The sequence below is a fragment of the Nocardioides sp. CCNWLW239 genome (assembly GCF_037137035.1).
Lineage (GTDB): Bacteria > Actinomycetota > Actinomycetes > Propionibacteriales > Nocardioidaceae > Nocardioides.
In genome coordinates this window covers 116,290-138,782 of the sequence record NZ_JBBBNW010000001.1, presented here as the reverse complement: position 1 = coordinate 138,782, position 22,493 = coordinate 116,290, and the positions used below count along the sequence as shown (strand labels likewise).

At 69.5% G+C, this 22,493-nt stretch carries 21 protein-coding genes; 10 read left to right on the top strand and 11 right to left on the bottom strand.

The features are described 5' to 3' along the window. Positions 1-19: 19 nt before the first annotated feature. Entirely contained in the window at positions 20-490 is a 471-nt protein-coding gene (locus WBG06_RS00690) for a winged helix-turn-helix transcriptional regulator (protein WP_336734106.1), read from the top strand. Between the two features lie 30 nt (positions 491-520). Here the strand turns inward: WBG06_RS00690 and WBG06_RS00685 are convergent, their stop codons facing one another. The 3 genes from WBG06_RS00685 to WBG06_RS00675 form a co-directional block, all read right to left on the bottom strand. Then, the gene (locus WBG06_RS00685; protein ID WP_336734104.1) at positions 521-1,762 is read right to left on the bottom strand and encodes an HNH endonuclease signature motif containing protein; all 1,242 of its coding nucleotides are present in this window, start codon (positions 1,760-1,762) and stop codon (positions 521-523) included. A 413-nt stretch (positions 1,763-2,175) separates the two neighbouring features. Next, complete coding sequence (gene nhaA, locus WBG06_RS00680) at positions 2,176-4,059, bottom strand: Na+/H+ antiporter NhaA (protein ID WP_336734103.1); 1,884 nt, start codon at positions 4,057-4,059, stop codon at positions 2,176-2,178. Positions 4,060-4,117: 58 nt separating this feature from the next. Beyond that, the gene (locus WBG06_RS00675; protein WP_336734101.1) at positions 4,118-5,512 is read right to left on the bottom strand and encodes a hypothetical protein; all 1,395 of its coding nucleotides are present in this window, start codon (positions 5,510-5,512) and stop codon (positions 4,118-4,120) included. 355 nt (positions 5,513-5,867) lie between these two features. Here WBG06_RS00675 and WBG06_RS00670 point away from each other — a divergent pair, with 355 nt between their 5' ends. Next, entirely contained in the window at positions 5,868-6,581 is a 714-nt protein-coding gene (locus WBG06_RS00670) for a TetR/AcrR family transcriptional regulator (RefSeq protein WP_336734099.1), read from the top strand. A gap of 52 nt (positions 6,582-6,633) precedes the next feature. Further along, on the top strand, positions 6,634-7,035 hold the full coding sequence (locus WBG06_RS00665; protein WP_336734097.1) for a VOC family protein: 402 nt from the start codon (positions 6,634-6,636) through the stop codon (positions 7,033-7,035). A gap of 3 nt (positions 7,036-7,038) precedes the next feature. Here WBG06_RS00665 and WBG06_RS00660 read toward each other — a convergent pair whose 3' ends face one another. The 3 genes from WBG06_RS00660 to WBG06_RS00650 form a co-directional block, all read right to left on the bottom strand. Further along, positions 7,039-7,914, bottom strand: coding sequence for an NAD(P)-dependent oxidoreductase (locus WBG06_RS00660; RefSeq protein ID WP_336734096.1), 876 nt, complete (start codon positions 7,912-7,914; stop codon positions 7,039-7,041). An 80-nt stretch (positions 7,915-7,994) separates the two neighbouring features. Next, a complete protein-coding gene (locus WBG06_RS00655) occupies positions 7,995-8,813 on the bottom strand; it encodes a sulfurtransferase (protein WP_336734095.1) in 819 nt (272 codons plus the stop codon). 24 nt (positions 8,814-8,837) lie between these two features. After that, on the bottom strand, positions 8,838-9,731 hold the full coding sequence (locus tag WBG06_RS00650) for a LysR family transcriptional regulator (RefSeq protein ID WP_336734093.1): 894 nt from the start codon (positions 9,729-9,731) through the stop codon (positions 8,838-8,840). Positions 9,732-9,828: 97 nt separating this feature from the next. Here WBG06_RS00650 and WBG06_RS00645 point away from each other — a divergent pair, with 97 nt between their 5' ends. Continuing rightward, the gene (locus WBG06_RS00645) at positions 9,829-10,524 is read left to right on the top strand and encodes a type 1 glutamine amidotransferase domain-containing protein (protein ID WP_336734091.1); all 696 of its coding nucleotides are present in this window, start codon (positions 9,829-9,831) and stop codon (positions 10,522-10,524) included. Positions 10,525-10,578: 54 nt separating this feature from the next. On the opposite strand, the gene WBG06_RS00640 is transcribed toward WBG06_RS00645, so the two are convergent. The 4 genes from WBG06_RS00640 to WBG06_RS00625 form a co-directional block, all read right to left on the bottom strand. Continuing rightward, positions 10,579-12,120 (bottom strand): AbgT family transporter, encoded by a 1,542-nt coding sequence (locus WBG06_RS00640; RefSeq protein ID WP_336734089.1) that lies wholly within the window; start codon positions 12,118-12,120, stop codon positions 10,579-10,581. A gap of 6 nt (positions 12,121-12,126) precedes the next feature. Next, positions 12,127-13,107, bottom strand: coding sequence for an alpha/beta hydrolase family esterase (locus tag WBG06_RS00635; protein WP_336734087.1), 981 nt, complete (start codon positions 13,105-13,107; stop codon positions 12,127-12,129). A gap of 102 nt (positions 13,108-13,209) precedes the next feature. After that, positions 13,210-13,971 (bottom strand): creatininase family protein, encoded by a 762-nt coding sequence (locus WBG06_RS00630; protein WP_336734085.1) that lies wholly within the window; start codon positions 13,969-13,971, stop codon positions 13,210-13,212. Beyond that, positions 13,968-14,657 carry a FadR/GntR family transcriptional regulator gene (locus WBG06_RS00625; protein WP_336734083.1) on the bottom strand — a complete coding sequence of 230 codons (690 nt, stop codon included), beginning with the start codon at positions 14,655-14,657 and terminating at the stop codon, positions 13,968-13,970. Before WBG06_RS00625 ends, WBG06_RS00630 begins: the two co-directional genes overlap by 4 nt. Positions 14,658-14,781: 124 nt before the next feature. On the opposite strand from WBG06_RS00625, the gene WBG06_RS00620 reads away from it, so the two are divergent. The 5 genes from WBG06_RS00620 (at position 14,782) to WBG06_RS00600 (ending at position 20,831) form a co-directional block, all read left to right on the top strand. Further along, positions 14,782-15,798, top strand: a complete 1,017-nt coding sequence (locus WBG06_RS00620) for a LacI family DNA-binding transcriptional regulator (protein ID WP_336734081.1) — start codon at positions 14,782-14,784, stop codon at positions 15,796-15,798. 118 nt (positions 15,799-15,916) lie between these two features. Continuing rightward, a complete protein-coding gene (locus tag WBG06_RS00615) occupies positions 15,917-17,596 on the top strand; it encodes a glycoside hydrolase family 13 protein (RefSeq protein ID WP_336734079.1) in 1,680 nt (559 codons plus the stop codon). A gap of 30 nt (positions 17,597-17,626) precedes the next feature. After that, the gene (locus tag WBG06_RS00610) at positions 17,627-18,994 is read left to right on the top strand and encodes an ABC transporter substrate-binding protein (protein WP_336734077.1); all 1,368 of its coding nucleotides are present in this window, start codon (positions 17,627-17,629) and stop codon (positions 18,992-18,994) included. A 41-nt stretch (positions 18,995-19,035) separates the two neighbouring features. Beyond that, on the top strand, positions 19,036-19,962 hold the full coding sequence (locus WBG06_RS00605; RefSeq protein ID WP_336734075.1) for a carbohydrate ABC transporter permease: 927 nt from the start codon (positions 19,036-19,038) through the stop codon (positions 19,960-19,962). Further along, positions 19,962-20,831 carry a carbohydrate ABC transporter permease gene (locus tag WBG06_RS00600; protein WP_336734073.1) on the top strand — a complete coding sequence of 290 codons (870 nt, stop codon included), beginning with the start codon at positions 19,962-19,964 and terminating at the stop codon, positions 20,829-20,831. Before WBG06_RS00605 ends, WBG06_RS00600 begins: the two co-directional genes overlap by 1 nt. Before the next feature lie 228 nt (positions 20,832-21,059). On the opposite strand, the gene WBG06_RS00595 is transcribed toward WBG06_RS00600, so the two are convergent. Continuing rightward, positions 21,060-21,530: a flavodoxin family protein gene (locus tag WBG06_RS00595; protein ID WP_336734072.1), complete on the bottom strand. Its 471-nt coding sequence runs from the start codon at positions 21,528-21,530 to the stop codon at positions 21,060-21,062. Positions 21,531-21,817: 287 nt separating this feature from the next. On the opposite strand from WBG06_RS00595, the gene WBG06_RS00590 reads away from it, so the two are divergent. Beyond that, positions 21,818-22,486, top strand: a complete 669-nt coding sequence (locus tag WBG06_RS00590; RefSeq protein ID WP_336734071.1) for a response regulator transcription factor — start codon at positions 21,818-21,820, stop codon at positions 22,484-22,486. The last annotated feature ends 7 nt before the right edge of the window (positions 22,487-22,493 follow it).

Below are 22,493 nucleotides of genomic sequence, written 5' to 3'. Positions count from 1 at the left end.
TGCAACTCATTAGGGAGACATGGTGAAGCCCGCCGTGCGAGTCGACGACGTGACCTGGACCGACCCCACCTGCCCCGTCGCGCGCATGCTGGACCTCGTCGGAGACCGGTGGAGTCTGTTGATCATCCGCGACGCGATGGATGGCGCGCGTTCGTTCACCGACTTCCAGAAGCGCGCCGGTGTCGCGCGCAATATCCTCACCGACCGGCTTCGTCGCCTGGTCGATCGCGGCATCCTCGAGCGGGAGACAGCGGTATCCGGACGCCGTCAGGTCTACGTCCTCACCGAGGCGGGCCGCGATCTCTTCACCGTCATCGTGGCGATGCGCCAGTGGGGCGAGCGACACATGTTCGCCGAGGGCGAGGTGCACTCCGTACTTGTCGACGAGAGCGGGCGCCCGCTCGCCCAGCTGCACCCGACCGACTCCCGCGGCGACCGAGCCGACGTCGCCTCGACGACTGTCCTGCGAGACGACGCCCCGCGATCATGACGTCAGGCGTGTCGATGGGCCCGATCCGGCCTAGGGACGTCGGGTGAATCTGATGGTGCCGTCGGGTAGCCGCTCGTGCGTGTACGCCGGTAGGTGCGCGAGCCGGTGGTGGTGTGGGCAGAGCAGGACCCCGTCTTTGAGGTCAGTTCTTCCTCCGGCGGCCCAGGGATCGAGATGATGCGCGTCGCACCACTCGGGTGGCATGTCACACCCCTCGGCCTGGCAACACTTCTGCTGCAACCGGAGCGCTTTGCGCTGGATCGGTTGGAAGAACCTGCTCGCGCGACCGGCGTCGAGCACTTCACCGTCACCACCGAGGATCCAGGGGATGATTGTGGCGTTGCAGGCCATCTTCCTGGCCTCGGCGGCGGTGATGGTGGTGCCGTTGGTCTCGTCGTACCCGAGGGTCGCGGTGCCGAGTTCTTTGCGGAGATCCTCGAGGGAGATCACAACATTCACGACGGTCGCGTCACCGCCGTGTCTGGGCAGGACGGTGGGGTCGATGGTCTCGAGCAGCCTCGTGAACCCGTGGCCCAGGAGTCGTTCCCACGGCGGCAGCGCCGCACCCTTCTCCACCAGTTGCTGCTTACGGGGCTGGGCGTAGGCCTCGACCATGGTCTTGAACCTGATTCCGCTCGCGACCGGGAGCACACCCTCGAACCCGACAGTCCCGTCCCGGTTGTCCCAGATCCGCAGTGCGGTCTTCTGTAAGGCGCGTTGCTCTTCGGCGAGGAGTGCTTTGGCTTCGGCTTCGTCGAACCGGACCGGGTCGACTCGTTCCAGAACCCGTCTCGCGGCGATGCGGAGTTGGTTGGCGGTCAGCCGACTGGCCTCTTCGACCAGCAGCTTCTCCGCCAGGATCAGGTCTTCGCGGGTGGCGATGGGGTCGGTGTCGATCGTGTCGAGGGCCCGGGTGATGACCTGGGCTTTCGCTTCTGAGAGTTGGCCGGCGGCAAGTTCGGTGGCGACCAGGTCGTATCTGTTCAGCGCGCCGGCGAGCTTGATCTGGGAGCGGGCAGAACCCCTGTCGACAAGAAGCTCTGCCCGCATCCAGGCGGAGGCGTCCTTGTCCCCGGTCTCGGCAGCGATGTCACCGGAGGCACCCAGGATCCGCAGTCTCAATGCGGCCTGTCGTGCTTCGGTCTTCGCGAGCCAGGCCAGCATCTCCTTCTTCTGGGAGGCAGTCCAGTAGATCGGGTCCCGGTCGAGGAGTTCGTCGAGGGAGGCGTCGATGCTCGATGTGGTCGCGTCGATCCCGCTGTGCAGACTCATTGTTGCCCCTCCCCCCTGGCGTGTTCAGAGGCGTGTTGTGATGGGTCTGATTCTACGCTCGGATTGGATACCTAACCATCCATAGGCGCAGGTCAACTGTGGTTTTGCGGTGAGCGAACAGCGTCGCTCTTGTGGTTGGTAAGTGGCCCGAAGGGCCACCCTTCATCCCGCGAAACCTTGCCGTCCCGAGCATGACAACGCCTCGCGGCCACACCGGGGCCGCCGTCCCGATAGCCAGCCAAATTTTTTCTCGATCTGGTCCGGAGTCCAGGACCGCCGAAGGCGGCCGGCGAAGCCGGCGCCCGAAGGGCGTCCTTGACGCCGGTCCAGATCGAGAGACCGTAGAAGGAGGGTCGGCGGCCCACCCCAGCCACAAAAGAGCGCCCCCAGCAGAGCCCCGAAACGATCAAGACCTAACGCCGAGACCGCACCCCGAGCCGAGCACTCTCCCCAGTAGCCGAACGCTCGAGAGCAGCGATCAGCGTACGAGCGTCATAGCGCCCCTCATGCCGCCGATCCCCGACGAAGAACGTAGGCGTCCCCCGAGCCCCGCTGGCAGTGGCAGAAGCCATGTCCTCACGAACATGCTCGGCGAGCGTGGGATCCTCCAGGTCGCGCAGGAACTGCTCGACGTCGAGCCCGAGCATGGCAGCGTAACCGGCCAGATCCTGGTGCTCGAGCTCGTTCTGGTGGTCGAAGAGATGCTTGTGCATCTCCCAGAACCGTCCTTGCCGTCCGGCCGCCTCGGCGGCGACGGCGGCGAGCTCGGCGTGGGGGTGCTGGGGGAGAGGCAGGTGGCGTACGACGTAGCGGATCCGGGGGCCGAAGTAGTCGCGGACCTCGTTGGCGGTGCCGGTGGCACGCGCGCAGAAGGGGCACTCGTAGTCGAGATACTCGACCAGGGTCACCTCGGCGTCCTCGTCTCCGTAGATGTGGTCGCGCGACGGGTCCACGGGCGGCGAGAGCAGCTTCGGCAGGGCCGCGTCGCGTTGACCGAGGAAGCGTGCGGAGAGCTGGAAGATCAGCCAGCCGAGCGCGGAGGCGAGGACGACGGAGATGAGCACGCCGACGATCGCGTCGCGCTGCAGCGTCTCCGAGTCGAAGGCGAGCGTGGTGATCAGCAGCGCCACGGTGAAGCCGATTCCCGACAACGCCGCGCCGCCGAGGACGTGTCCGCCGCCCACTCCCTGGGGCAGCCGACCGAGCCCGAGCCGTGTAGCAGCGAGCGCACCGAAGCCGATCCCGAGCGTCTTGCCCAGCACGAGGCCGGCGACGACACCCCAGGTCACCGGTGAGCGCAGCGCCTCGCCGAGCACCCCGTCACGCAGGTCGACGCCGGCGTTGGCGAGCGCGAAGATCGGTACGATGAGGTAGCTCGTCGGCACGTGCAGCGACTCCTGGAGCCGCTCGTTGACCGAGATCGTGCGGGTCAGCTCGTCGCGGGTCTCGCGCTGCAGCGTGGGCAGCGGCGACTGCCGGAATGCCCGGAACCGCGAGGTCGCGACCTCCATCTGGGCCCGGGTCGGCTCGGCGGCCGGAACCAGCAGCCCGGCCAGCATCCCGGCGATCGAGGCATGCAGACCGGCCCCGAGGGTGGCGGCCCAGGCGATCAGGACGAGGCACACGTAGGGCCCGGCGCGCCACACCTTCACCCGGTCGAGCACGAAGATGCCGACGAGTGCCAGCCCGGCGACGACCAGCGGGCCGATGGAGAGGTGGTCGGTGTAGGCCACCCCGATGACGCTCACCGCGACGATGTCGTCGATGACGGTCAGGGTGAGCAGGAAGATGCGCAGCTGCGTCGAGACGGCCGGCCCGACCAGCGCGAGCATGCCGAGCAGGAACGCGGTGTCGGTGCCGATCACGATGCCCCAGCCGCGGGCCGCCTCGCCGGACGGGTTGAGCAGCAGGTAGATCAGCGCGGGCAGGATCAGGCCGCCTGCACCGGCGATCAACGGCACGACCATGCGGCGACGGTCGGTCAGCTCACCGACGACGAGCTCGCGGCGTACCTCCAGGCCGACGACGAAGAAGAAGACCACCATCAGGCCGTCGTTGACCCAGTGGTGCAGGTCCATCGAGAGCCCGACGTCGCCGAACCGTACCGACAGCACGGTCTCCCACAGGTGCTCGTAGCTGTGCGACCACGGGGAGTTGGCCCAGGCCAGCGCCAGCAACGAGGCGATCACCAGCAGCGCGGCGCTCGTCGACTCCAGGTGCATGAAGTGTCTCAGCGTGGTGCCGAGCTGTCCGGTCAGGTCCGCGTCGCGACGGCCGCGCGTCTGCTCTTTCCCCACGGCACCAGCCTAGGCGGGATACGGCTCTCCGGGCGGCGGTGTCCGTGTGAGAGTCCCCTCAGCGTCGCACGGCGACCAGCCCGGCGAGCGTGCCCTGGAGGAGCGTGCCGTCGGGGAGGATGGTGCCGACCATCTGCAGGGTGTTGGCGAGTGGCCCGAGTCCGAGGAAGGTCTCGGACAGGATCTCGCCGTCAGCCGGGTCGATCCGGGCCAGTCGCCAGTTCAACCCGTCGGCGTGGCGGCTGACGGTGTAGAGGACGTCCTCTGCGCGCGAGAGCCGCGGGACGGCGGCCGAGGGAACCTCGTTGCGCCAGACCGAGCGGCACGTGCCGGATTCCTCGTCGACGTCGATGCGCTCCATGCCCCCGGCGAAGTCGGCTTCGGCGGGGACGGACTCGCCCGCGTCCTCGGTCGCCTGCGCGGGGTAGGGGTAGCCGTAGGTGCTGGCGATGTAGACCGAGCTTCCCCAGGCAACGGGCGAGTTCTCGGTGCCGCTGCTCTCATCGGTGAGGATCGGCAGCCGGCAGACCTCCTGTCCGTCGCGCGCCCGGTAGACAAGGAGGTTCTCGCGTGGGCTGGCGTTGTCGGTGATCACCACGAGATCGGCGCCCGTGCGTTCTCCGAAGAACGTCGGCGTCGAGCCGCTGCCGTGGCTGAGCTGTCCCGGTTTGCGCGCCGTCCCACGGTCGTACGCCTGGCGCCAGACGGTCCGCACGCCGTCTCCGTCCTCGTCGGCCCGGAGGAGGTACGTCGCGTGGTCGGTCGTCACCGCGACCCCGCTCGGGGCGCTGGAGATGGAGTTGGCGACCTTCTCGTCCCCGGCGCCGAGGCCGGCGGTGACGACGTCGCCGTCCGGCGTGACGTAGCCGGCGCGGCCCCGGGCGGTGGCGAACCAGACGTTGGCGTCGTAGCCCGGTCCGACGGTGGTGACCGCATCTCCGTCCGGCAGGTTCACCGGCACCTCGCGCTCGACGTCGATCGACCAGCCGAGCAGCGACTTGGAGTGCGCCAGCCAGAGCAGCGATCCGGAGCCGTCGACGGTGACGAGCCGGGACCTGTCGTCGACGTAGGCATAGACGCCGCCGAGCAGCGAGCCGGCCGAGAGGTGGCGCCGGGCGACGGGGAGAAGGGTGGTGGGGTCGAGCAGGTAGAGGCTGGGTGCCCGGTCGAGGTATTCGGTGCACAGCGCCTGCACCATCCCGTCGGAGCCGCTGAGGATCGTCGGGCACACCCCGGGCAGCGGCACGGCCTGAGCTGGCCAGGGGTCAGCCCCCGGACCTTCGAACGGTGTCGTGTCGGAGGCACCGGCGTCGCCGTGCATGTTCCAGGTGCCGTCCGGGCCGGCGTAGGGGTTGGGTGGCATGGCGGTTGCTGCCGCCGGGCCTGCTGGAACCACACAGGCGGCGAGGGTCACGAGTGCGAAGAGTGCGGTGGCGGGGGCGGTCCGGCACATCATGGGGAGGATCTAAGCACGAGCGAGTCGGGCGCGTGGGCGGATCAGTGGCGGCCGCCACAGGCGTTACACGAATTTCCAACAGGTGCGTGACCTGTCATCTACAACGTCGTTAGCCACTCTGACGGCAGGTGACAGCCGGACGAACGTGCAGAAGCAGTGGTGCGACCCGGTCGCCGAGCCGCTCGTGGGGGCTTTCCGGTGCATGCGTCCGGGTGTCGATGGACGCAAACCTGCACATCATGGGCATAGCCCAGTCGATCTATGCCTAATAGGTCGAACGACTCATAATTTGTAGAGGATAAAGTCCTTTCAAGGCTTCCTTGAAAGTCCGGAGGGGAGTTAGATGGGCAACATGACAACTAGGCGCTCTCGGCCCGGCCGCCCTAGGCATGTTCCCGACTCAGGTACGACCTCACCGCGTGACCAGATCCTGGACGCAGCGTCGAAGCTGTTCGTCTCCCAGGGTTTCGCGGCGACGTCTACCCGCGAGATCGCCGACGTGGTCGGCATCCGCCAAGCATCTCTCTACTATCACTTCGCGGGGAAGGACGAGATCCTCGGTGAGCTGCTCCGGCGCTCGGTCCGTCCGACCACGGAGAAGGTGGAGAAGATCCTCAACCGCGTGCCACCGCTCGACTTCGAGACCGCGCTCTACCTGCTGGTCCTCGTCGACGTACGCACCCTGGCAGACGTGCCGCACAACGTCGGCATGCTCTACCAGCTGCCCGACGTGGCCAAGTGCGAGGTCTACGACGAGTTCCGCAACGAGCACGCCGAGCTGGCTGCCCACTACGCGGACCTGGCCAGCGAGGTCGCCTCGAAGACGGTGCGCTCGACGGTCAGCCGCAAGCAGCTCGGTGACCTGCTCATCCAGCAGGTCGAAGGCGTGATCAACATGCGAACCGAGGAGCCCGGGCGGCGGATCCCGTGCCGAGAGGCTTGGGCGATCGCCGCCACCTGCCTGCGGATCTGCGGGGTCTCGCAGGAGAAGATCGACGCCGCTTCTCCGATCGCGATCGAGCTGCTCCCGCAGTTCATCGACGAGAAGCTCGCCGAGACTGCCTGAGCTCCGCGTAAACCCGGTGGACCCGGGGGCGCGGGTGGGCTTCGATGGCCGCATGACTCTCTTCGTCTCGCACACCACCATCGACTGCCACGACGCGTACGCGCTCTCGGAGTGGTGGAAGAGCCTGCTCGGCTACGTCGATGTCGAGGGCGACCCGAACCTCCCCGGTCACGAGGAGTGCATGATCCTCGACCCGGAGACGGGTCACCGGCTGCTGTTCATCGAGGTGCCCGACGAGAAGCTGCCCGCCAAACGGATCCACCTCGACCTGCGCCCGCGCACCGGCACCCGCGACGAGGAGGTCGCGCGGCTCCTCGAGCTGGGTGCGACCCAGATCGCCGACCATCGCGGGAAGTACGGCCCCGGGACCGGCTGGGTGATCTTCGCCGATCCGGAGGGCAACCAGTTCTGCGTGCTCCGGTCCGACGCCGAGGTCGCTGCCCACGAGGCGTAGCAGTCAGAGGTGTAGCAGCTCGTACATGCTGGAGAAGCCCTGCTCGCCGTGACCCTGGGCGATCCGGCGGTCCATCAGCGACTTCACCTCGCGCATGCGCACGGTCTCGACGCCGGCCGACTCCCGGTGCGCGATCAGATCGTCCATCAGCGCCGCCTGGACGTCGAGCGAACCGAGGTCGGGGCCGTACGTCCGGCTCTTGATCGCGCCGGCCATCATCTTCAGCAGGCCGGCGTAGCCGGCGAGCGACTCGGCGAGCCGCTCGGTGAACGCTTCCGGGTCCAGGCCCTCGGTCTCGACCAGGCTGAGGGTGTGCAGGAAGCCGATCAGGAACTCGTAGCCCATCGCCACCTGGGCGTTGAACTCGACGGCTGCGTGTCCCGCGTCCGGCCCGTGATAGAGGATCGAGCCGAGCTCCCGGAGGGCGGGCTCGACGGTCTCGAACGTCTCCCGCGGGCCGCTGAAGGCAAGCGAGACCCTGGAGGTGCCGAGGTCGGGCGGGTCACCCATGACCTTGCCGTCGACGTACGCAGCGCCGTGCTCGGCCGCCCACGCCGCGTTCGCCCGCGCCTGGGCGGGGGAGCCGCTGGTCAGGCTGACCAGGGTCCGTCCGGCGGCCGCGTCGCCGACGGAGTCGAGCACGTCCTCGACCGCGGTGTTGTCCAGCAGGCTGAGGACGGTCACCGGGCTCGCCGCCACCGCTTTCGCTGCGGTGGAGACGATCTGCGCCCCCGCATCCGCCATGACCTCGGCCTTGTCGGCCGTTCGGTTCCACACCGTGGTCCGGTAGCCCCGTTCGAGGTAGGCCCGGGCTATCGCTGAGCCCATGTTGCCCATCCCGATCACGGTGATGGCGGGTCGGTCGTCGGTCTCCGTCATGGTGTCAGCTCCCTCTCGTCGGTGGTGTGTCACCATCGTGAAAGATGAAGTTGACTTGAGGTCAAGGGTGTTTCGGCCGGCTAGTCGGTCTCCACCGGGAGGTCGTGGTTGCTCCACTGGCTCCACGAGCCCGGGAAGAGCGCGGCGTCGTAGCCCGCGATGGTCAGTGCCGCGATCTGGTGGGCGGCGGTGACGCCCGAGCCGCAGTAGGTGGCCGTCGGCGAACCGCCCTGCACGCCGAGAGCGGCGAAGCGTTCCCGGAGCTTCTCGGCGGGGAGGAAGCGACCGTCAGGCCCCAGGTTGTCGATGGTGGGGGCGGAGACCGCGCCGGGGATGTGCCCGGCCTTCGGGTCGACCGGCTCGACCTCGCCGCGATAGCGCTCGCCGGCGCGGGCGTCGAGCAGCAGACCTGCGTACGCCTCGACCTCCTCGAACGGAAGCACGGGCAGATGGCCGGGGGTGAGCGTCACCGTTCCTTGCGTCGGCACCACCTCGTCGGTGGCGAGCGGATGCCCCGCGGAGGTCCAGGCGCCGAGGGCACCGTCGAGGAGGCGTACGTCGGCGACGCCCGCCCAGCGCAGCAGCCACCACGCCCGGGCGGCCGAGGTGTTCCCGACCGCGTCGTAGACGACGACGGTGTCGCCCTCGGAGATGCCCCAGCGGCGGGCGGAGGCCTGCAGGTCCGCGAGGTCGGGGAGCGGGTGGCGTCCGTCGGTGGGCTCGCCGTGACGGGCCAGCTCGGTGTCGAGGTCGACGTAGACAGCGCCGGGGAGGTGTCCCTCGAGGTAGGACGCGTGCCCGGGCGGGCCACCGAGCTGCCAGCGCACGTCGAGGAGGACCGGGGGCTGGTCGGAGGCGAGCGCGGTCGCGAGCTCGTCGGCGTCGATGAGTACGTTCACGGATGAAGTCTGTCAGGAAAGGCGTCAGGTGCTGGCCCACCCGGCCGCTTCGGTGCTCAGGTGTCGGCAGACGTGAGCGGCGGCCGGCGGCGCGGTCGGGCAGGTGACGAGCCAGAGGGTGTTGAGCGGTCCGAGCCTGGGTTCGTGGAGGCGTACGACGGTGCCGTCGGCGAGGGCGCTGTCGACCAGGTAGCGAGGCAGGACCGAGGCACCGATGCCGGCGACGACGGCGCGAAGGAGGCCGCGCAGGTCGGGCAGGACGAGCGCGGTGCGGTTGGCGGGGCGCTCCTCGAACTCGGTGAGCCAGTAGCGCCGGATGATCGGGAGGTCGGGGGAGTAGGCGGCCAGCGGCACGGCGGCGAGGGCGCGGACCGGGTCCTCGGCGAGGTCGGTGGGATCGACCTGCGCTGCGAGCGCCGGGGCCGCGACGAGGAGGAACTCCTCGTCGACCAGCGCGGTCGAGCGAAGGTTCTCGTCGGTGGGGCGTACGGAGGAGACGACGAGGTCGAGGCGGTCGGCGGCGAGGTGGTCGAGGAGGTCCTGGGCCAGGCCGGTGGTCACGGCCACGTCGAGCCCCTCGCGTACGAGCGGCGCCAGGGCCGGCACGATCCGGCTGGCCATCACATCGGCGGCGCCGCCGATCCGGATGCTCGCCGGGCCGATCGTCGGCTCGGTGCCGACCGCGCCGCGGAGCTGGTCGACCAGCGGCGTGACCCGGGCGGCGAGCGCGTCGGCCCTGCCGGTCGGCACCAGGCCGGTGCGGGATCGCTCGAACAGAGTCGTGCCGAGCTCGTGCTCGAGCTTGCGGATCCGGGCGGTCACCGCGGGCTGGGAGAGGTCGAGGCGACGCGCCGCGGCGCTGATCGACCGCTCCCGGTAGGCGTGCGTGAACGCTTCCCAGAGATCGAGCGAGGTCATAGAAATCATTATGATCGCACCTGCCGGTCTGGGAGTGAAGCAGCACAGGGCTGTCGTTAGGTCATCGACAAACCACAACAACCTGGAGGAAGAACTCGTGACACGCGTACTGATGGTCGTCTCGGCGGCCGACACCCTCGTCCTCGCCGACGGCACCGAGCACCCGACCGGCTACTGGGCCGAGGAGGTCGCCGCCTCCCACGAGACGCTCGCCGGAGCCGGCGTCGAGATCGACATCGCCACCCCGGGCGGTCGGAAGCCGACCGTCGACGCGCTCTCGCTCAGCGAGCAGGGTGGCGTCCAGCCGGAGGACGCCGAACGCTTCCGCGCCTACCTGGCGACCCTCGCGGACCAGCTCGCCCAGCCGCTCGTGCTCGCCGACGTCGACCCCGCGGCCTACGACGCCGTCTACATCCCCGGCGGCCACGCCCCGATGGCGGACCTGGTCGAGGATTCCGCGCTCGCCGCGATCCTGGCCGCCACCGACGCCGCCGGCCGACCGGTCGCCGCGCTCTGCCACGGCGTCGCCGGTCTCCTCGCCGCCACCGGCGAGGGTGGCTGGCTCTTCGGTGGCCGCCGGATGACCGGATTCACCGACATCGAGGAGCAGCAGGGCGGCTACGGCGACAGCATCCCGTTCTCGGTCGAGCAGCGGATGCGTGCCGCCGGTGGCATCGTCGAGACCGGTCAGCCCTGGAGCGACACGGTCGTGGTCGACGGCGCCCTGATCACCGGCCAGAACCCGCAGTCCAGCGTCTCCACCGCGAAGGCGCTCCTGGAGCGGCTCGGCTGACCTAGCCCGATGGCCTGAGGAGGCCCGGCGACCAACCGGTCGCCGGGCCTCATTTCAGCGGACCGGAGCCCCCGGGCCGAGCGGGATGCCGAGACCCCACCACAGGAAGAACAGGGCGGTCCAGGCCAGGGTCATTGCGACCGCCAGCGGCAGGGTGTAGGAGGCGAGGGTGCCGATGCCGGCGTCCTTGCGGTAGCGCTGCAGGAAGCCGAGGGCCATCACGAAGTAGGGACTCATCGGAGTGATCGCGGTGGATCCCGAGTCGGCGATCCGGAAGAGCGCCTGGGTGGTCTCCGGCGGCACCGAGAGCAGCATCAGCATGGGCACCAGGACCGGCGCCGCGATCGACCACATCGCCGAGCCGCTGGTGACCATCACGTTGACGACGCTGAGCAGTCCCAGCACGAGCAGGAAGACCACCCAGACCGGGATGTTGCTGGTCTGCAGCGCCTCGGCGGAGTTGACCGCGATGACGTCGCCGAGGTGGGACCACTCGAAGTACGCCAGGAACTGGGCGATCGCGAAGAACAGCACCAGCACCGGTGCCATCTGCTTGATGCCCTGGGCCATCAGCGCCGGCACGTCGCCGGCCTTCGTGATCGACCCCGACAGGGTGCCGTAGACGATGCCGGCGAGCCCGAAGAGGATCGCGACGATCGCGGCGATGCCGGTCAGGAACGGCGACTCCGTCAGCGACCCGTCCTCGCCACGCAGCGGCGAGGACGGCGGGATCACGATGGCGGCGACGACCACGATCGCGCCGAGAAGGGTGAGCACGGCCCAGCGCAGCGCGCGGCGCTCGCGACCGTCGAGCTCGAGGGTGCCGAAGTCACCGTCGTCGGCGTCCTCGTCGGCATCGAGGTCCGGCCGCTTGGACAGGACCAGCTTGGTCATCAGCGTGATCACCGCCGCCAGCAGCAGCGAGGAGGCGATGTTGAAGAACCAGTTGCTGACCGGGGAGACGTACGCGCTCTCGTCGATGATCTGCGCCGCGGCGGTCGTGATGCCGGCGAAGATGGCGTCGTTGGGCGTCGGGACCGGGCTGGCGTCGTACCCGCTGGCGATCGCGGTGTAGGCGACCACGATGCCGAGGATGGGGGAGCGGCCGACGGCGCGGAAGGCGAGGCCCGCCAGCGGGACCAGGATGATGTACGCGGCGGCGGAGGCCACGTGGGCGACCGTGCCGGTGAACGCGACGGCGAAGACCACCCAGCCCGCCGGCACCCGGGAGATCCCGACCTTCATCGCGGAGGTCAGGAAGCCGGTGCGCTCGGCGACGGCGACACCCATGATGACCACGACGATGGTCGCCATCGGTGGGAACTCGGCGAAGTTGGAGACCATCGTGGATACGGCCATGGCGAGCCCCTCGCCGCTGAGCAGGCTCTGGACGACCACCTCCTCGCCGTCACCGGGGGAGATCACCGAGACCCCGGCCGCAGCACAGATCGCACTGATCACGGCCAGGATGGCGGCGAGGATCCAGAAGAGCCAGAACGGGTGCGGCAAGGCGTTGCCCACGCGTTCGATCACGCCCATGGCGCGGATGATCCACGGCAGTCTGTCGTTGCTCGTGGGGGTTGCGGTGCTGGTCATCGCAGATCACCCTTCGCTGGTGAGGCGGTGACGGGAGAAGAAGTCCCAGATCACCGACGCGGACTCGATGGTGTGGGTGACGTGTCCGCCACCGGAGTAGATGTCGCCGCCCGGCCAGACGTGGCCGCCGCCTTCCACGGCGACGTGCTGGACCTCGGCGCCCTGGTCGCACCCGGTCCACCGGGTGGTCTCGATGTCGCGCTTGGTGCGGGTCCTGCTCGTCGTGCAGCCGTTGTGCTCGGCCCAGCCCTGGACCCACTCGGGGATCGCGGGCAGGTCGCGGTCGGGGTCGCCCTCGTAGGGGATGGTCGCGTCGGCGACGCCGTGGATCTGCAGGATCGGCGTGGCCGGTGCCTCGGCGCACCCGGTCCGGGTGGCCGGGTAGAGCGCCGGCGCAACCGGAGCGATGGCGGCGAAGGTGCCCGGCAGTCGGCAGGCGAGCAGCGCCGCCAGGCCTGCGCCGTTGGACTTCCCGGTCGCATAGACACGGGTCGGGTCGATGCAGTGGTCGGCCTCGATCGCAGTGAGCAGGTCGCGGGTGAAGGCGACGTCGTCGACGCCCGGTGCCTCATAAGGTGCGCCCTGCCAGGCCTTGCGATGGCCCGACCCGGTGCCGATCGCGCCGTCGGGGTAGGCGACGACCGCCGGGAGGTCGGAGAGCTCGGAGTAGCCCTCGACCTCGACACCGGTGCTGCCGCGGCCGTGGAAGGCGACGATGAGCGGCCAGTCGTCACGGCGGTCGTAGCCCTCGGGCAGGCGGAGCACATAGCTGCGCTCGAGGTCGCCGCTGGTCAGCTCGTGCTTCTGGCTGCTGTCGGGCTCCTGGTCGGTCGCCTTGGCGCAGGACGCGGGCCTGCTCTCGCCGGCCGCTCGAGGCTGGTCGGTGGTGCGGGTCAGGGCGGAGGTGGCGCTCGGCGCCAGGGACAGCGCGGCCACCGCCACGACCGCTACGGCCGGGGCCAGGACGCGGGAGTGTCGTGGGGACATTGGTGCTCCTTTCGGGGCAGATCGGTGCGTTTTCGGGTGTGCTGGATCGCCCGGCGACGCGGTGTGCGTCCCGGTCGGGTCCCGAGCTGGAGAGGCGGGTGGCTAGGTGTCGAGCCACTCCTTGATGAAGGCGACGAGTCGTTCGGTGGCCTCGGCGAAGATCGCTCGGCCGTCCTCGGCGGTGGCGCTGCGGGGATCGCCGAGCACGCCGCTGGTGGAGAGCCGGTCGTAGGGGAGGGCCAGGGCCGGATGGCTCACCGATCGGGCGAGCCGGGCGAGCGGATCGAGCTCGTCGGGCGTGGTGGTGCCCGGAGCGAGCAGGTCGCGGCGTACGAGGTGGGGGGCGATGTGCAGCATCTGGGCGGTCTCGGCCTCGCCCGAGTGACCGGAGACCGGGCTCAGGTCCATGGCGCCGACGGCGTCCTTGGCGAGCACCGTGACGGGCGCCCAGGCGAGCTCGAGGTCAGGGCGGTCGCGCATCAGCTCTTGAGCCAGGGTGCCGAGGGTGGCGTTGTTGCCGCCGTGGCCGGTCACCACCAGGAACCGGCGCCAGCCGTGGGCGGCCAGCGATTCCACGTACTCACGCACGACGGCGGAGAACAGCGAGGGGCGCAGGCTCACGGTGCCGGCGAAGGCCTGGTGGTGCGGCGAGACCCCGACGGGTACGCCGGGGCCGATCACGACCTGTCCCGGCAGCGCCTCCGCGACGGAGTCGGCGAGGGCCTCGGCGCGGATCTGATCGGTGGCCAGAGGGAGGCCGGCGCCGTGCTGCTCGAAGGCGCCGACGGGGATCACCACGACCGTCCCGGCCTCGGCGGCGGCTGCGGCCTCGAGGGTGGTCATCTCGGCGAGCTTGACGGTCATCGCGGCTGCTCCGTCCCGAGAGTGGCGGCGAGGGCCTCGCGGATCGCGAGCAGGTGCTCGCGGGTCAGCGCGGCGGCGGCGTCGGGGTCGCCGTCGCGTACGGCCTCGACGATGCGGACGTGGTCGGCATGGTCGCGGTCGCGGTCGGTGTAACGGTGCCGGATCTCGATCTGGTCGCGGGCACGGACCTGGAGCAGCGCTTCGACGGTCTCGCGCAGCAGCAGGTTGCCGGAGGCGCCGGCGAGCGCGACGTGGAAGTGGAGCTCGGGCCGCTCGTCGGCGTACTGCGGCTTGAGCGCGTTGTCGGCCGAGAGGGTCAGCGCTTCCAGGTCAGCGTCGGTACGCGCCGCCGCGGCCGCCGCCGCGACCGGCGGCTCCAGCACGATACGGGCGTCGAGGAGCTCCAGGACGGACTCGCTGCGCGACTCCGAGACGTGCGGGTTGACGAGCAGGCGCCGGTTCACCCCACCACTCACGTAGGTCCCCGAACCGTGGCGGAAGCGGATCACGTCGGTCGCCTCCAGGCGGCGCAGCGCCTCGCGGATGGTCGGCGTGGTCACCTCGAACCGCTTGGCGAGCTCGCGGGAGGAGGCCAGGGCGTCGCCTGGCTCCAGGCCGGCGGCCTCGATCATGGCGACGATCCCGTCGGCGATGCGTTCAGAGAGCGATGTTGTGTTGCTGGTCACATTAAGTGACTAAATCACTTATTGAATTACTCGTCAAGGAAGGTCGGCTCAGTGAGGGCGTTCAAGGCCGATCCAGCGATGATCTTGCGATCTGCTTGCGTGATTCAGTTATATTCTTGCGTTCATGAGTAGACGTCTTGCTGACGCAGCTGCCCGTGCCCAGGTCTCCGAGGCAACCGTGAGCCGGGTGCTCAACGGCAAGCCGGGGGTCTCGGCGGCGACCCGTGAGCGGGTGCTGACTGCGCTCGACGTGCTCGGCTACGAACGGCCGGTGAAGCTCCGCGGAGAGCGTGCCAGGCTGGTGGGCCTGGTCCTGCCCGAGCTGCAGAACCCGATCTTCCCGGCGCTCGCCGAGGTCCTCGGCGCCAACCTCGCCCAGCAGGGCCTGACCCCGGTGCTGTGCACGCAGACCGCCGGCGGCGTGACCGAGTCGGAATACGTCGATCTGCTCCTCGAGCAGCAGGTGGCAGGGGTGGTCTTCGCCGGTGGCGCGTACGCGCAGCGGGATGCCGACCACGCCCACTACGACCGGCTGGCCGGCCGCAACCTTCCGGTCGTGCTCATCAACGCGGCCATCGACCTGCCGTTTCCGCGGGTGGTCTGCGACGATGCCGACGCCATGGAGCAGGCCGCCGAGCACCTGCTCGCCCTCGGGCACGAGCGGATCGGGCTGGTGCTCGGCCCGCGCGACCACGTTCCGTCCGAGCGCAAGCTGGCGGCGTTCCAGGCGGTCTGCGAGCGCAGCGGAGTCCCGTTCGACGAGGACCTGGTCGTGCGCAGTCTCTACTCGCTGCAGAGCGGTCAGGCCTCCGCGGCCCGGTTGATCGAGCAGGGCGCGACCGGGATCGTGTGCGCCAGCGACCCGCTCGCTCTGGGGGCGGTGCGGGCGGTGCGCAGGGCCCGGCTCTCGACGCCCGGCGACGTCTCGGTGGTCGGCTACGACGACTCCGCTTTCATGGCCTTCGCCGACCCGCCGCTCACCACGATCCGACAGCCGATCGAGGCGATGGGCCGGGCGGCGGTCGACTTCCTGGTGAGTCAGATCGACGGCACGCTCGGACCGGTCGACGAGCTTCTCTTCGAGGGGGAACTGGTGGTCCGGCGCACGACTGGACCCGCAAGCCAGCGCGCAAAGTCCTGAAATTAATTACGCTCTGTCAAGTTCTTGCGCGACTTCTGTGACGGGCTCTACGGTCACTGCACGCCGTCAAGGTGACGGCAGTCACATGTACGTGTGAGTTGCTGAGAACGGAGTGCCCGTGACCGCCACGGAACCTCGACAGAGCGAACCGGCACCGGTGGCGCCCCCGGTCTTCACCGAGCGCCCCGCCGACTGGTGGCGCTCCGCGGCGATCTACCAGATCTACCCGCGCAGCTTCGCCGACGCCAACGGTGACGGCACCGGTGACCTGGCCGGCGTGCGGGCGCGCCTGACCTACCTGCGCGACCTCGGGGTGGACGCGATCTGGTTCACGCCGTGGTTTCCCTCGCCGATGGCCGACGGGGGCTACGACGTCGCCGACTACCGCGCGATCGACCCGATCTTCGGCGACCTCGACGAGGCGGAGGCACTGATCCAAGACGCCCTCGAGCTCGGCATCCGCACGATCATCGACATCGTCCCCAACCACGTCTCCGACCAGCACCGGTGGTTCCGGGCCGCGGTCGCTGCCGGCCCCGGCGCACCCGAACGGGAGCGATTCTGGTTCAGAGACGGCCGCGGAGCCGATGGCGAGCTGCCGCCCAACGACTGGACCTCGGAGTTCGGCGGCACGCCGTGGACGCGGCTGACGACGCCTGACGGCGTCCCCGAGCAGTGGTACCTGCACCTCTTCTCCGCCGAGCAGCCCGATCTCAACTGGCAGCACGAGGACGTACGCCGCGAGCACGAGGAGATCCTGAGGTTCTGGTTCGACCGGTCGGTCGCCGGGATCCGGATCGACTCCGCCGCCCTGCTCGCCAAGGACCCGGCCCTCCCCGACGTCCCGGCGGACCCGCGACCTGGCGAGCACCCCTACGTCGACCGCGAGGAGCTCCAGGAGATCTACCGGAGCTGGCGGCGGATCGCCCAGGAGTACGGCACGGACCGCGCCCTGATCGGGGAGGTCTGGCTCCCCGACACGGCCAGGTTCGTCCGCTACCTGCGCCCTGACGCGCTGCACGCGGCGTTCAACTTCGACTTCATGACCGCGCCGTGGGAGGCCGAGGCGCTGCGTACGTCCATCGAGACGACGCTGCGCGCGCACGGCGAGGCCGGGGCGCCGGCGACCTGGGTGCTCTCCAACCACGATGTGACCCGGCCGGTGACGCGCTACGGCCGCGCGGACACAGCCTTCGCGTTCGAGACCAAGCGGTTCGGGATCCCGACCGACCGGGCCCTGGGGGAGCGGCGGGCGCGGGCCGCGGCGATGCTCGCGATGGGGCTGCCCGGCGCCTACTACCTCTACCAGGGCGACGAGCTGGGGCTGGACGAGGCCGATATCCCGGTGGATCGGATCCAGGACCCGATGCACTTTCGCAGCGGCGGTGTCGATCCCGGCAGGGACGGGTGTCGGGTGCCGCTGCCCTGGAGCGGGGACCGACCGCCGTACGGCTTCAGCGCACCGGGCACGACGACCTGGCTGCCGCAGCCCGAGGGCTGGGCACAGCTCACGGCGCAGGCGCAGTCGGCGGACCCACGCTCGATGCTCTCCCTGCACCGGATGGCGCTGCTGATCAGGCGTACGCACCCTGACCTCGCCACCGGCGACTTCCGGTGGATCGAGGCCGGTCCCGGGATCATCGCCTTCCGCCGCGGCGCGCACTTCGCGTGCGTGGTCAACCTGACCGACACGGCCGTGGAGCTGCCGAGCAGCGACCACGTCTGGCTCACCAGCATGCCGCTCGAGGACGGCCGGCTCGTTCCCGACGCCGCGGTCTGGCTGCGGCCCACGACCTGAGACCCCACCACAACATCCAGGAGACAGACCATGAGAACCACTCGGTTGCGCAGTGTCGCGCTCGCCGCGGTCGCGGCTGCCGTGCTCGGCTCGCTCGCTGCGTGCGGCGAGTCGTCGGACGACGGTGACGGCGTCACGATCACCGTCGAGGGCTGGCGCCCCGGCGACAAGCAGGCCACGATCGACGCCGTCAAGAAGCAGGCGGCAGCCTTCAACAAGGAGCATCCCGACATCACCGTGAAGCCGGTGGAGTGGCAGTGGAACGCACAGACGTTCCCCGCGCAGCTCGCCGGTGGCACGCTGCCGATCTCGTTCCGGGTGCCGTTCACCGACACGAAGGGTCTCGTCGAGCGCAAGCAGGTGGCCGACGTCGACGCCGAGGTCCGCGAGCTGCCGTACTTCGACAAGCTCAACCCCACCGTGCTGGCCGCGGCGCAGGGCACCGACGGCAAGGTCTACGGGCTGCCCTCCGACGTCTACGCCAACGCGCTCCACTACAACCGCGACCTGTTCACCAAGGCCGGGCTCGACCCGGACAAGCCGCCGACCACGTGGGAGGAGGTGCGCGCGGCCGCGAAGCAGATCAACGAGCGGACCGGCGCCACCGGCTATGCCGAGATGACCACGAGCAACACCGGCGGCTGGATCCTCACGACCCTGACCTACGCCCTGGGCGGTCGGATGGAAGCCGAGGAAGGCGATGCCTTCACCGCGACCGTCGACAACCCGCAGACCGAGGAGGCGCTGCAGCTGCTCCACGACATGCGCTGGACGGACGAGTCGTTCTCCGGCGGCACGGCCTACGACTGGAACAGCATCAACCAGGCGTTCGCGGCGGGGAAGGTCGGGATGTACATCAGCGGGTCGGACATCTACAACGCCCTCGTCACCACCTCGGCGATCGACCCGGAGATGTACGGACTGACGGCGGTGCCGATGGGCGACTCGCCCGACGCCGGAGCCCTCGGCGGCGGTTCGGTCAACGTGGTCAGCGCCAAGGCGAGCGAGGCGGAGGCCGAGGCAGCGGTGGCCTGGGCGGACTTCTTCCGGGTCCGCAAGTACACCGACCAGGACGCGGCCGTCGCCGACGCCAAGACCCAGTCCGCCGCCGACCAGCCCGTCGGGACGCCGACGTTCCCGATCTTCGACGAGGCCTCTTACACCACCTATCAGGAGTGGGTGAAGGACTACGTCAACGTGCCGCTGGACCAGATGACCGGCTACACCTCGAAGATGTTCGACCTCACCCTGGTCGCCGAGCCGCCGGCACAGACGCAGGCCGTGTACGGCGCGCTCGACCCGGTCGTGCAGAAGGTGCTCAGTGACGAGAACGCCGACATCCCCGCCCTGCTGAAGGCCGCCGACGCGTCGGTGCAGCAGATCCTGGACAAGGGCTGAGCGTGGTCGCTGACATGTCCCGGGTGGGTGGGCCGGCTCTCGTGAGAGGGCCGGCTCGCCGGCGTACGTCCGTGGCGTCGGTGGTGGCCAGGTGGTGGCGCGGCGGCGCGGCGACCCTGGTCTTCCTGCTGCCGATGCTCCTGGTCTTCGGACTGTTCTCGTGGTGGCCGATCGCCCGCACGGCGGTGATGAGCCTGCAGGAGACCAATCTCGTCGGTCCTGCGGAGTGGGTGGGGCTGGAGAACTTCCGTACGGTGCTCGCCGACCCGCTGCTCCCGACGGCGCTGCGCAACACAGCAGTGTTCGCGGCGCTGGCGTTCGTCTTCGGCTACCCGATCCCGCTGGTCATGGCGGTCGTCTTCAGCTCGCTACGGCGGCTGCGCGGGCTCTACGCCTGCCTGGCCTACCTGCCGGTCGTGGTGCCGCCCGCGGTGGCGGTGCTGCTGTGGAAGACCTTCTACGACGCCGGGTCCGGCGGCGTGTTCAACACGATCCTGGGCTGGGTCGGGATCGGGCCGGTGCCGTGGCTGGAGTCGGCCGGCTGGGTGCTGCCGTCCTTGGTGATGGAGGCGACCTGGGCCGCCGCCGGAGGCACCGTGATCATCTACCTCGCCGCGCTGACCACGGTGCCGCAGGAGCTCTACGACGCCGCCTCGGCCGACGGAGCGGGTGTGCTCGGCAAGATCTGGCACGTCACCCTGCCGCACCTGAGGTCCGTTCTGCTGATCACCTTGATCCTGCAGATCATCGGCACCGCGCAGGTCTTCCTGGAGCCCTACCTGTTCACCGGTGGCGGGCCCTCGCACGCGTCCTTGACGCTGCTGCTCCTGATCTACGAGTACGCCTTCGGCAGCACCACCGGCGGCGGTGACTACGGCCCGGCCACCGCACTGAGCCTGATGATGGCGGTCGCGCTGGCGCTGCTGTCCTGGATCTACTTCCGGCTGACTCGAGGATGGAGCGACTGATGAGCTTCGTGTCACCTCTCGACCGACGGCGTACGTCCGTGCGCTGGGGTCTTCGCGGCGTCCAGGCGACGATGCTGCTCGGGCTGGCGGTCGTCTGCCTCGGACCGTTGTTGTGGCTGGCGAAGTCGGCGGTCACGCCGACCCAGGACACGCTGCGCTCGCCGATCTCGCTGTGGCCGAACGGCCCGGACCTCTCGATCGTGTCGCAGGCCTGGACCGAGCTCGGGCTCTCGGCCTACCTGGTCAACACGGTCGTGATCGCGGCCGGTTCCTGGGCCGTCCAGGTCCTGGTCGCCACGACCGCGGGCTATGCGCTCTCGGTGCTGCGCCCACGGCTGGGCCGGGTCCTCTACGGCGCCGTGCTCGCCACGATGTTCGTGCCGATCGTGCTGCTGCTCGTGCCGCTCTACCTCACCGTGCTGAGCCTGCCGGTCGTGGGTTGGTCGCTGGTCGGGACCTACGCCGGAGCCTTCCTGCCCGCTGGTGCCTCAGCATTCAACGTGGTGATCATGAAGCGGTTCTTCGACAGCCTGCCCCGCGAGATCCTGGACGCGGCGAGGATCGACGGCGCCGGGCCCTACCGGTTGTTCTGGTCCGTCGTCCTGCCGATGTCGCGGCCGGTGCTCGGGGTGGTGTCGGTCTTCGCGGTGCTGGCAGCCTGGAAGGACTTCATCTGGCCGCTGATCGTCCTGCCCGATCCGGCCAAGCAGCCGATCGCCGTCCGGCTGCCCTCCATCGCGCCGACCACCGACCTGTCCGTGCTGCTCGCCGCGATGGCCATCTCGGCCGCGTTGCCGATCCTCTTCTTCCTCCTCTTCCAGCGGCTCTTCCTGCGCAGCGAGGGTCTGGAGGGTGCGGTGAAGGGATAGCTGTTGCCGAGCTCAGGTTCGATGCGGCAGTACCTCGATCGCGTCGTCGAGGATCTCCGAAGTCGCGGGTGGATGCGCCTCCTGAGTGCACGGGCCTGCGGCGGTGAGACCTTCGGTCCGGGCCAGAAGCACGGAAGCGGCGCCGTACGGACCTAGGTTCGTCGCGGAGGGTCGATCTCTCAGCCCACCACCTGTCGCATCGTCCGGTGGCCGAGATCGATCGCCCAGTCACCCGGCCCGGGCCTCCTCGTCGTGGGCCAGCGGACCCTCCAGGCCGCCGACGTAGAAGCTCACCGCCGGGGCGACGTCGTAGCCACGGCGGCGTAGCAGGTGAGCCGCGTGCTTGGCGGCGGAGCCGGGCAGATGGCGCATCGCCCGTGCCCGGGTGTCGAACACGGCGATACGCACCAGCTCCGCGTCCTCGAGCTCGTCGAGCCACTCGCGGATGCCGCGAGCCTCGACCTCTGCCGGAGCGCCCCGCAGCACCGCGTCGGCTCGCGTGCTCGGTCTGCTCATGCCGAGCGCGTGTGTGGGTGCCCCGATGACGACCAGGTCATGCGTGCAGAGCACGTCGGCGCCGGCGAGTGCCACCGGGATCAGCCTGACCTCCATCCCGGTGCGCCGTAGAGCGTTGGCGACCGAGCTGGCGACGGTGGCGGTGTTGCCGAACATCGACTCGTAGACGACGGCTGCTCGCATCTGTTCACGTCCTTTCCCGCGCGCCACGCCCCCTGCGTGATGCCGATGCGACCACCCTCGGTCCAACCCTGGTGCCCGGGCAGTGGCGCACGTCCCCGACCCGAGGACCTAGGTCCGATGCGACCAACCTGGTGAGGCGCCGAGGGTGGGAACATGAACTCACGAAACCCGGGTGGTAGCCAGCCAGTCGCGATCCGAGCATCACGGGTGCGGCGAAGGACTTTGGTCCTCGGGGCACGGGTAAGACGTGCATTGGCGGACGTCGTTCGCGGTCGTAGGTTGATGAGGTGACCGAATCAGCAGCGCCCGAGGGCGCGCCAGAGCCCATCCGGGTCTTCCTGCTCGATGACCACGAGGTGATCCGTCGTGGGATCAAAGACCTCCTCGAGGACGAGGACGACATCGTCGTCGTCGGCGAGTCCGGTCTTGCCGAGGAGGCCCGTCGCCGGATCCCCGCCCTGCGGCCCCATGTCGCGATCCTCGACGGCCGACTCCCCGACGGGTCCGGTATCGACGTGTGCCGAGACATCCGCTCCGTGGACCCGAGCATCGCGGCTCTGATCTTGACCTCGTTCGATGACGACGACGCGCTGTTCTCCGCGATCATGGCCGGCGCTGCCGGTTACCTCCTCAAACAGATCCGCAGTGCCGACCTCGTCGAGACGGTGCGTCAGGTCGCCGCAGGCAACTCGATGCTGGATCCCGCGGTCACCGCACAGGTGCTGGAGCGAATCCGCAGCGGGCCGAAGACCAACTCGGTCTTCGAGAACCTCACCCACCACGAGCGCCGGATCCTGGAGCTCATCGGCGAGGGTCTGACGAACCGGCAGATCGGCAACGAGATGCACCTGGCCGAGAAGACGGTGAAGAACTACGTATCCTCGCTGCTCGCCAAGCTCGGCCTGGAGAGCAGGACGCAGGCCGCGATCTTGGTGACCAAGACATTGCAGGGTTGATAGATTC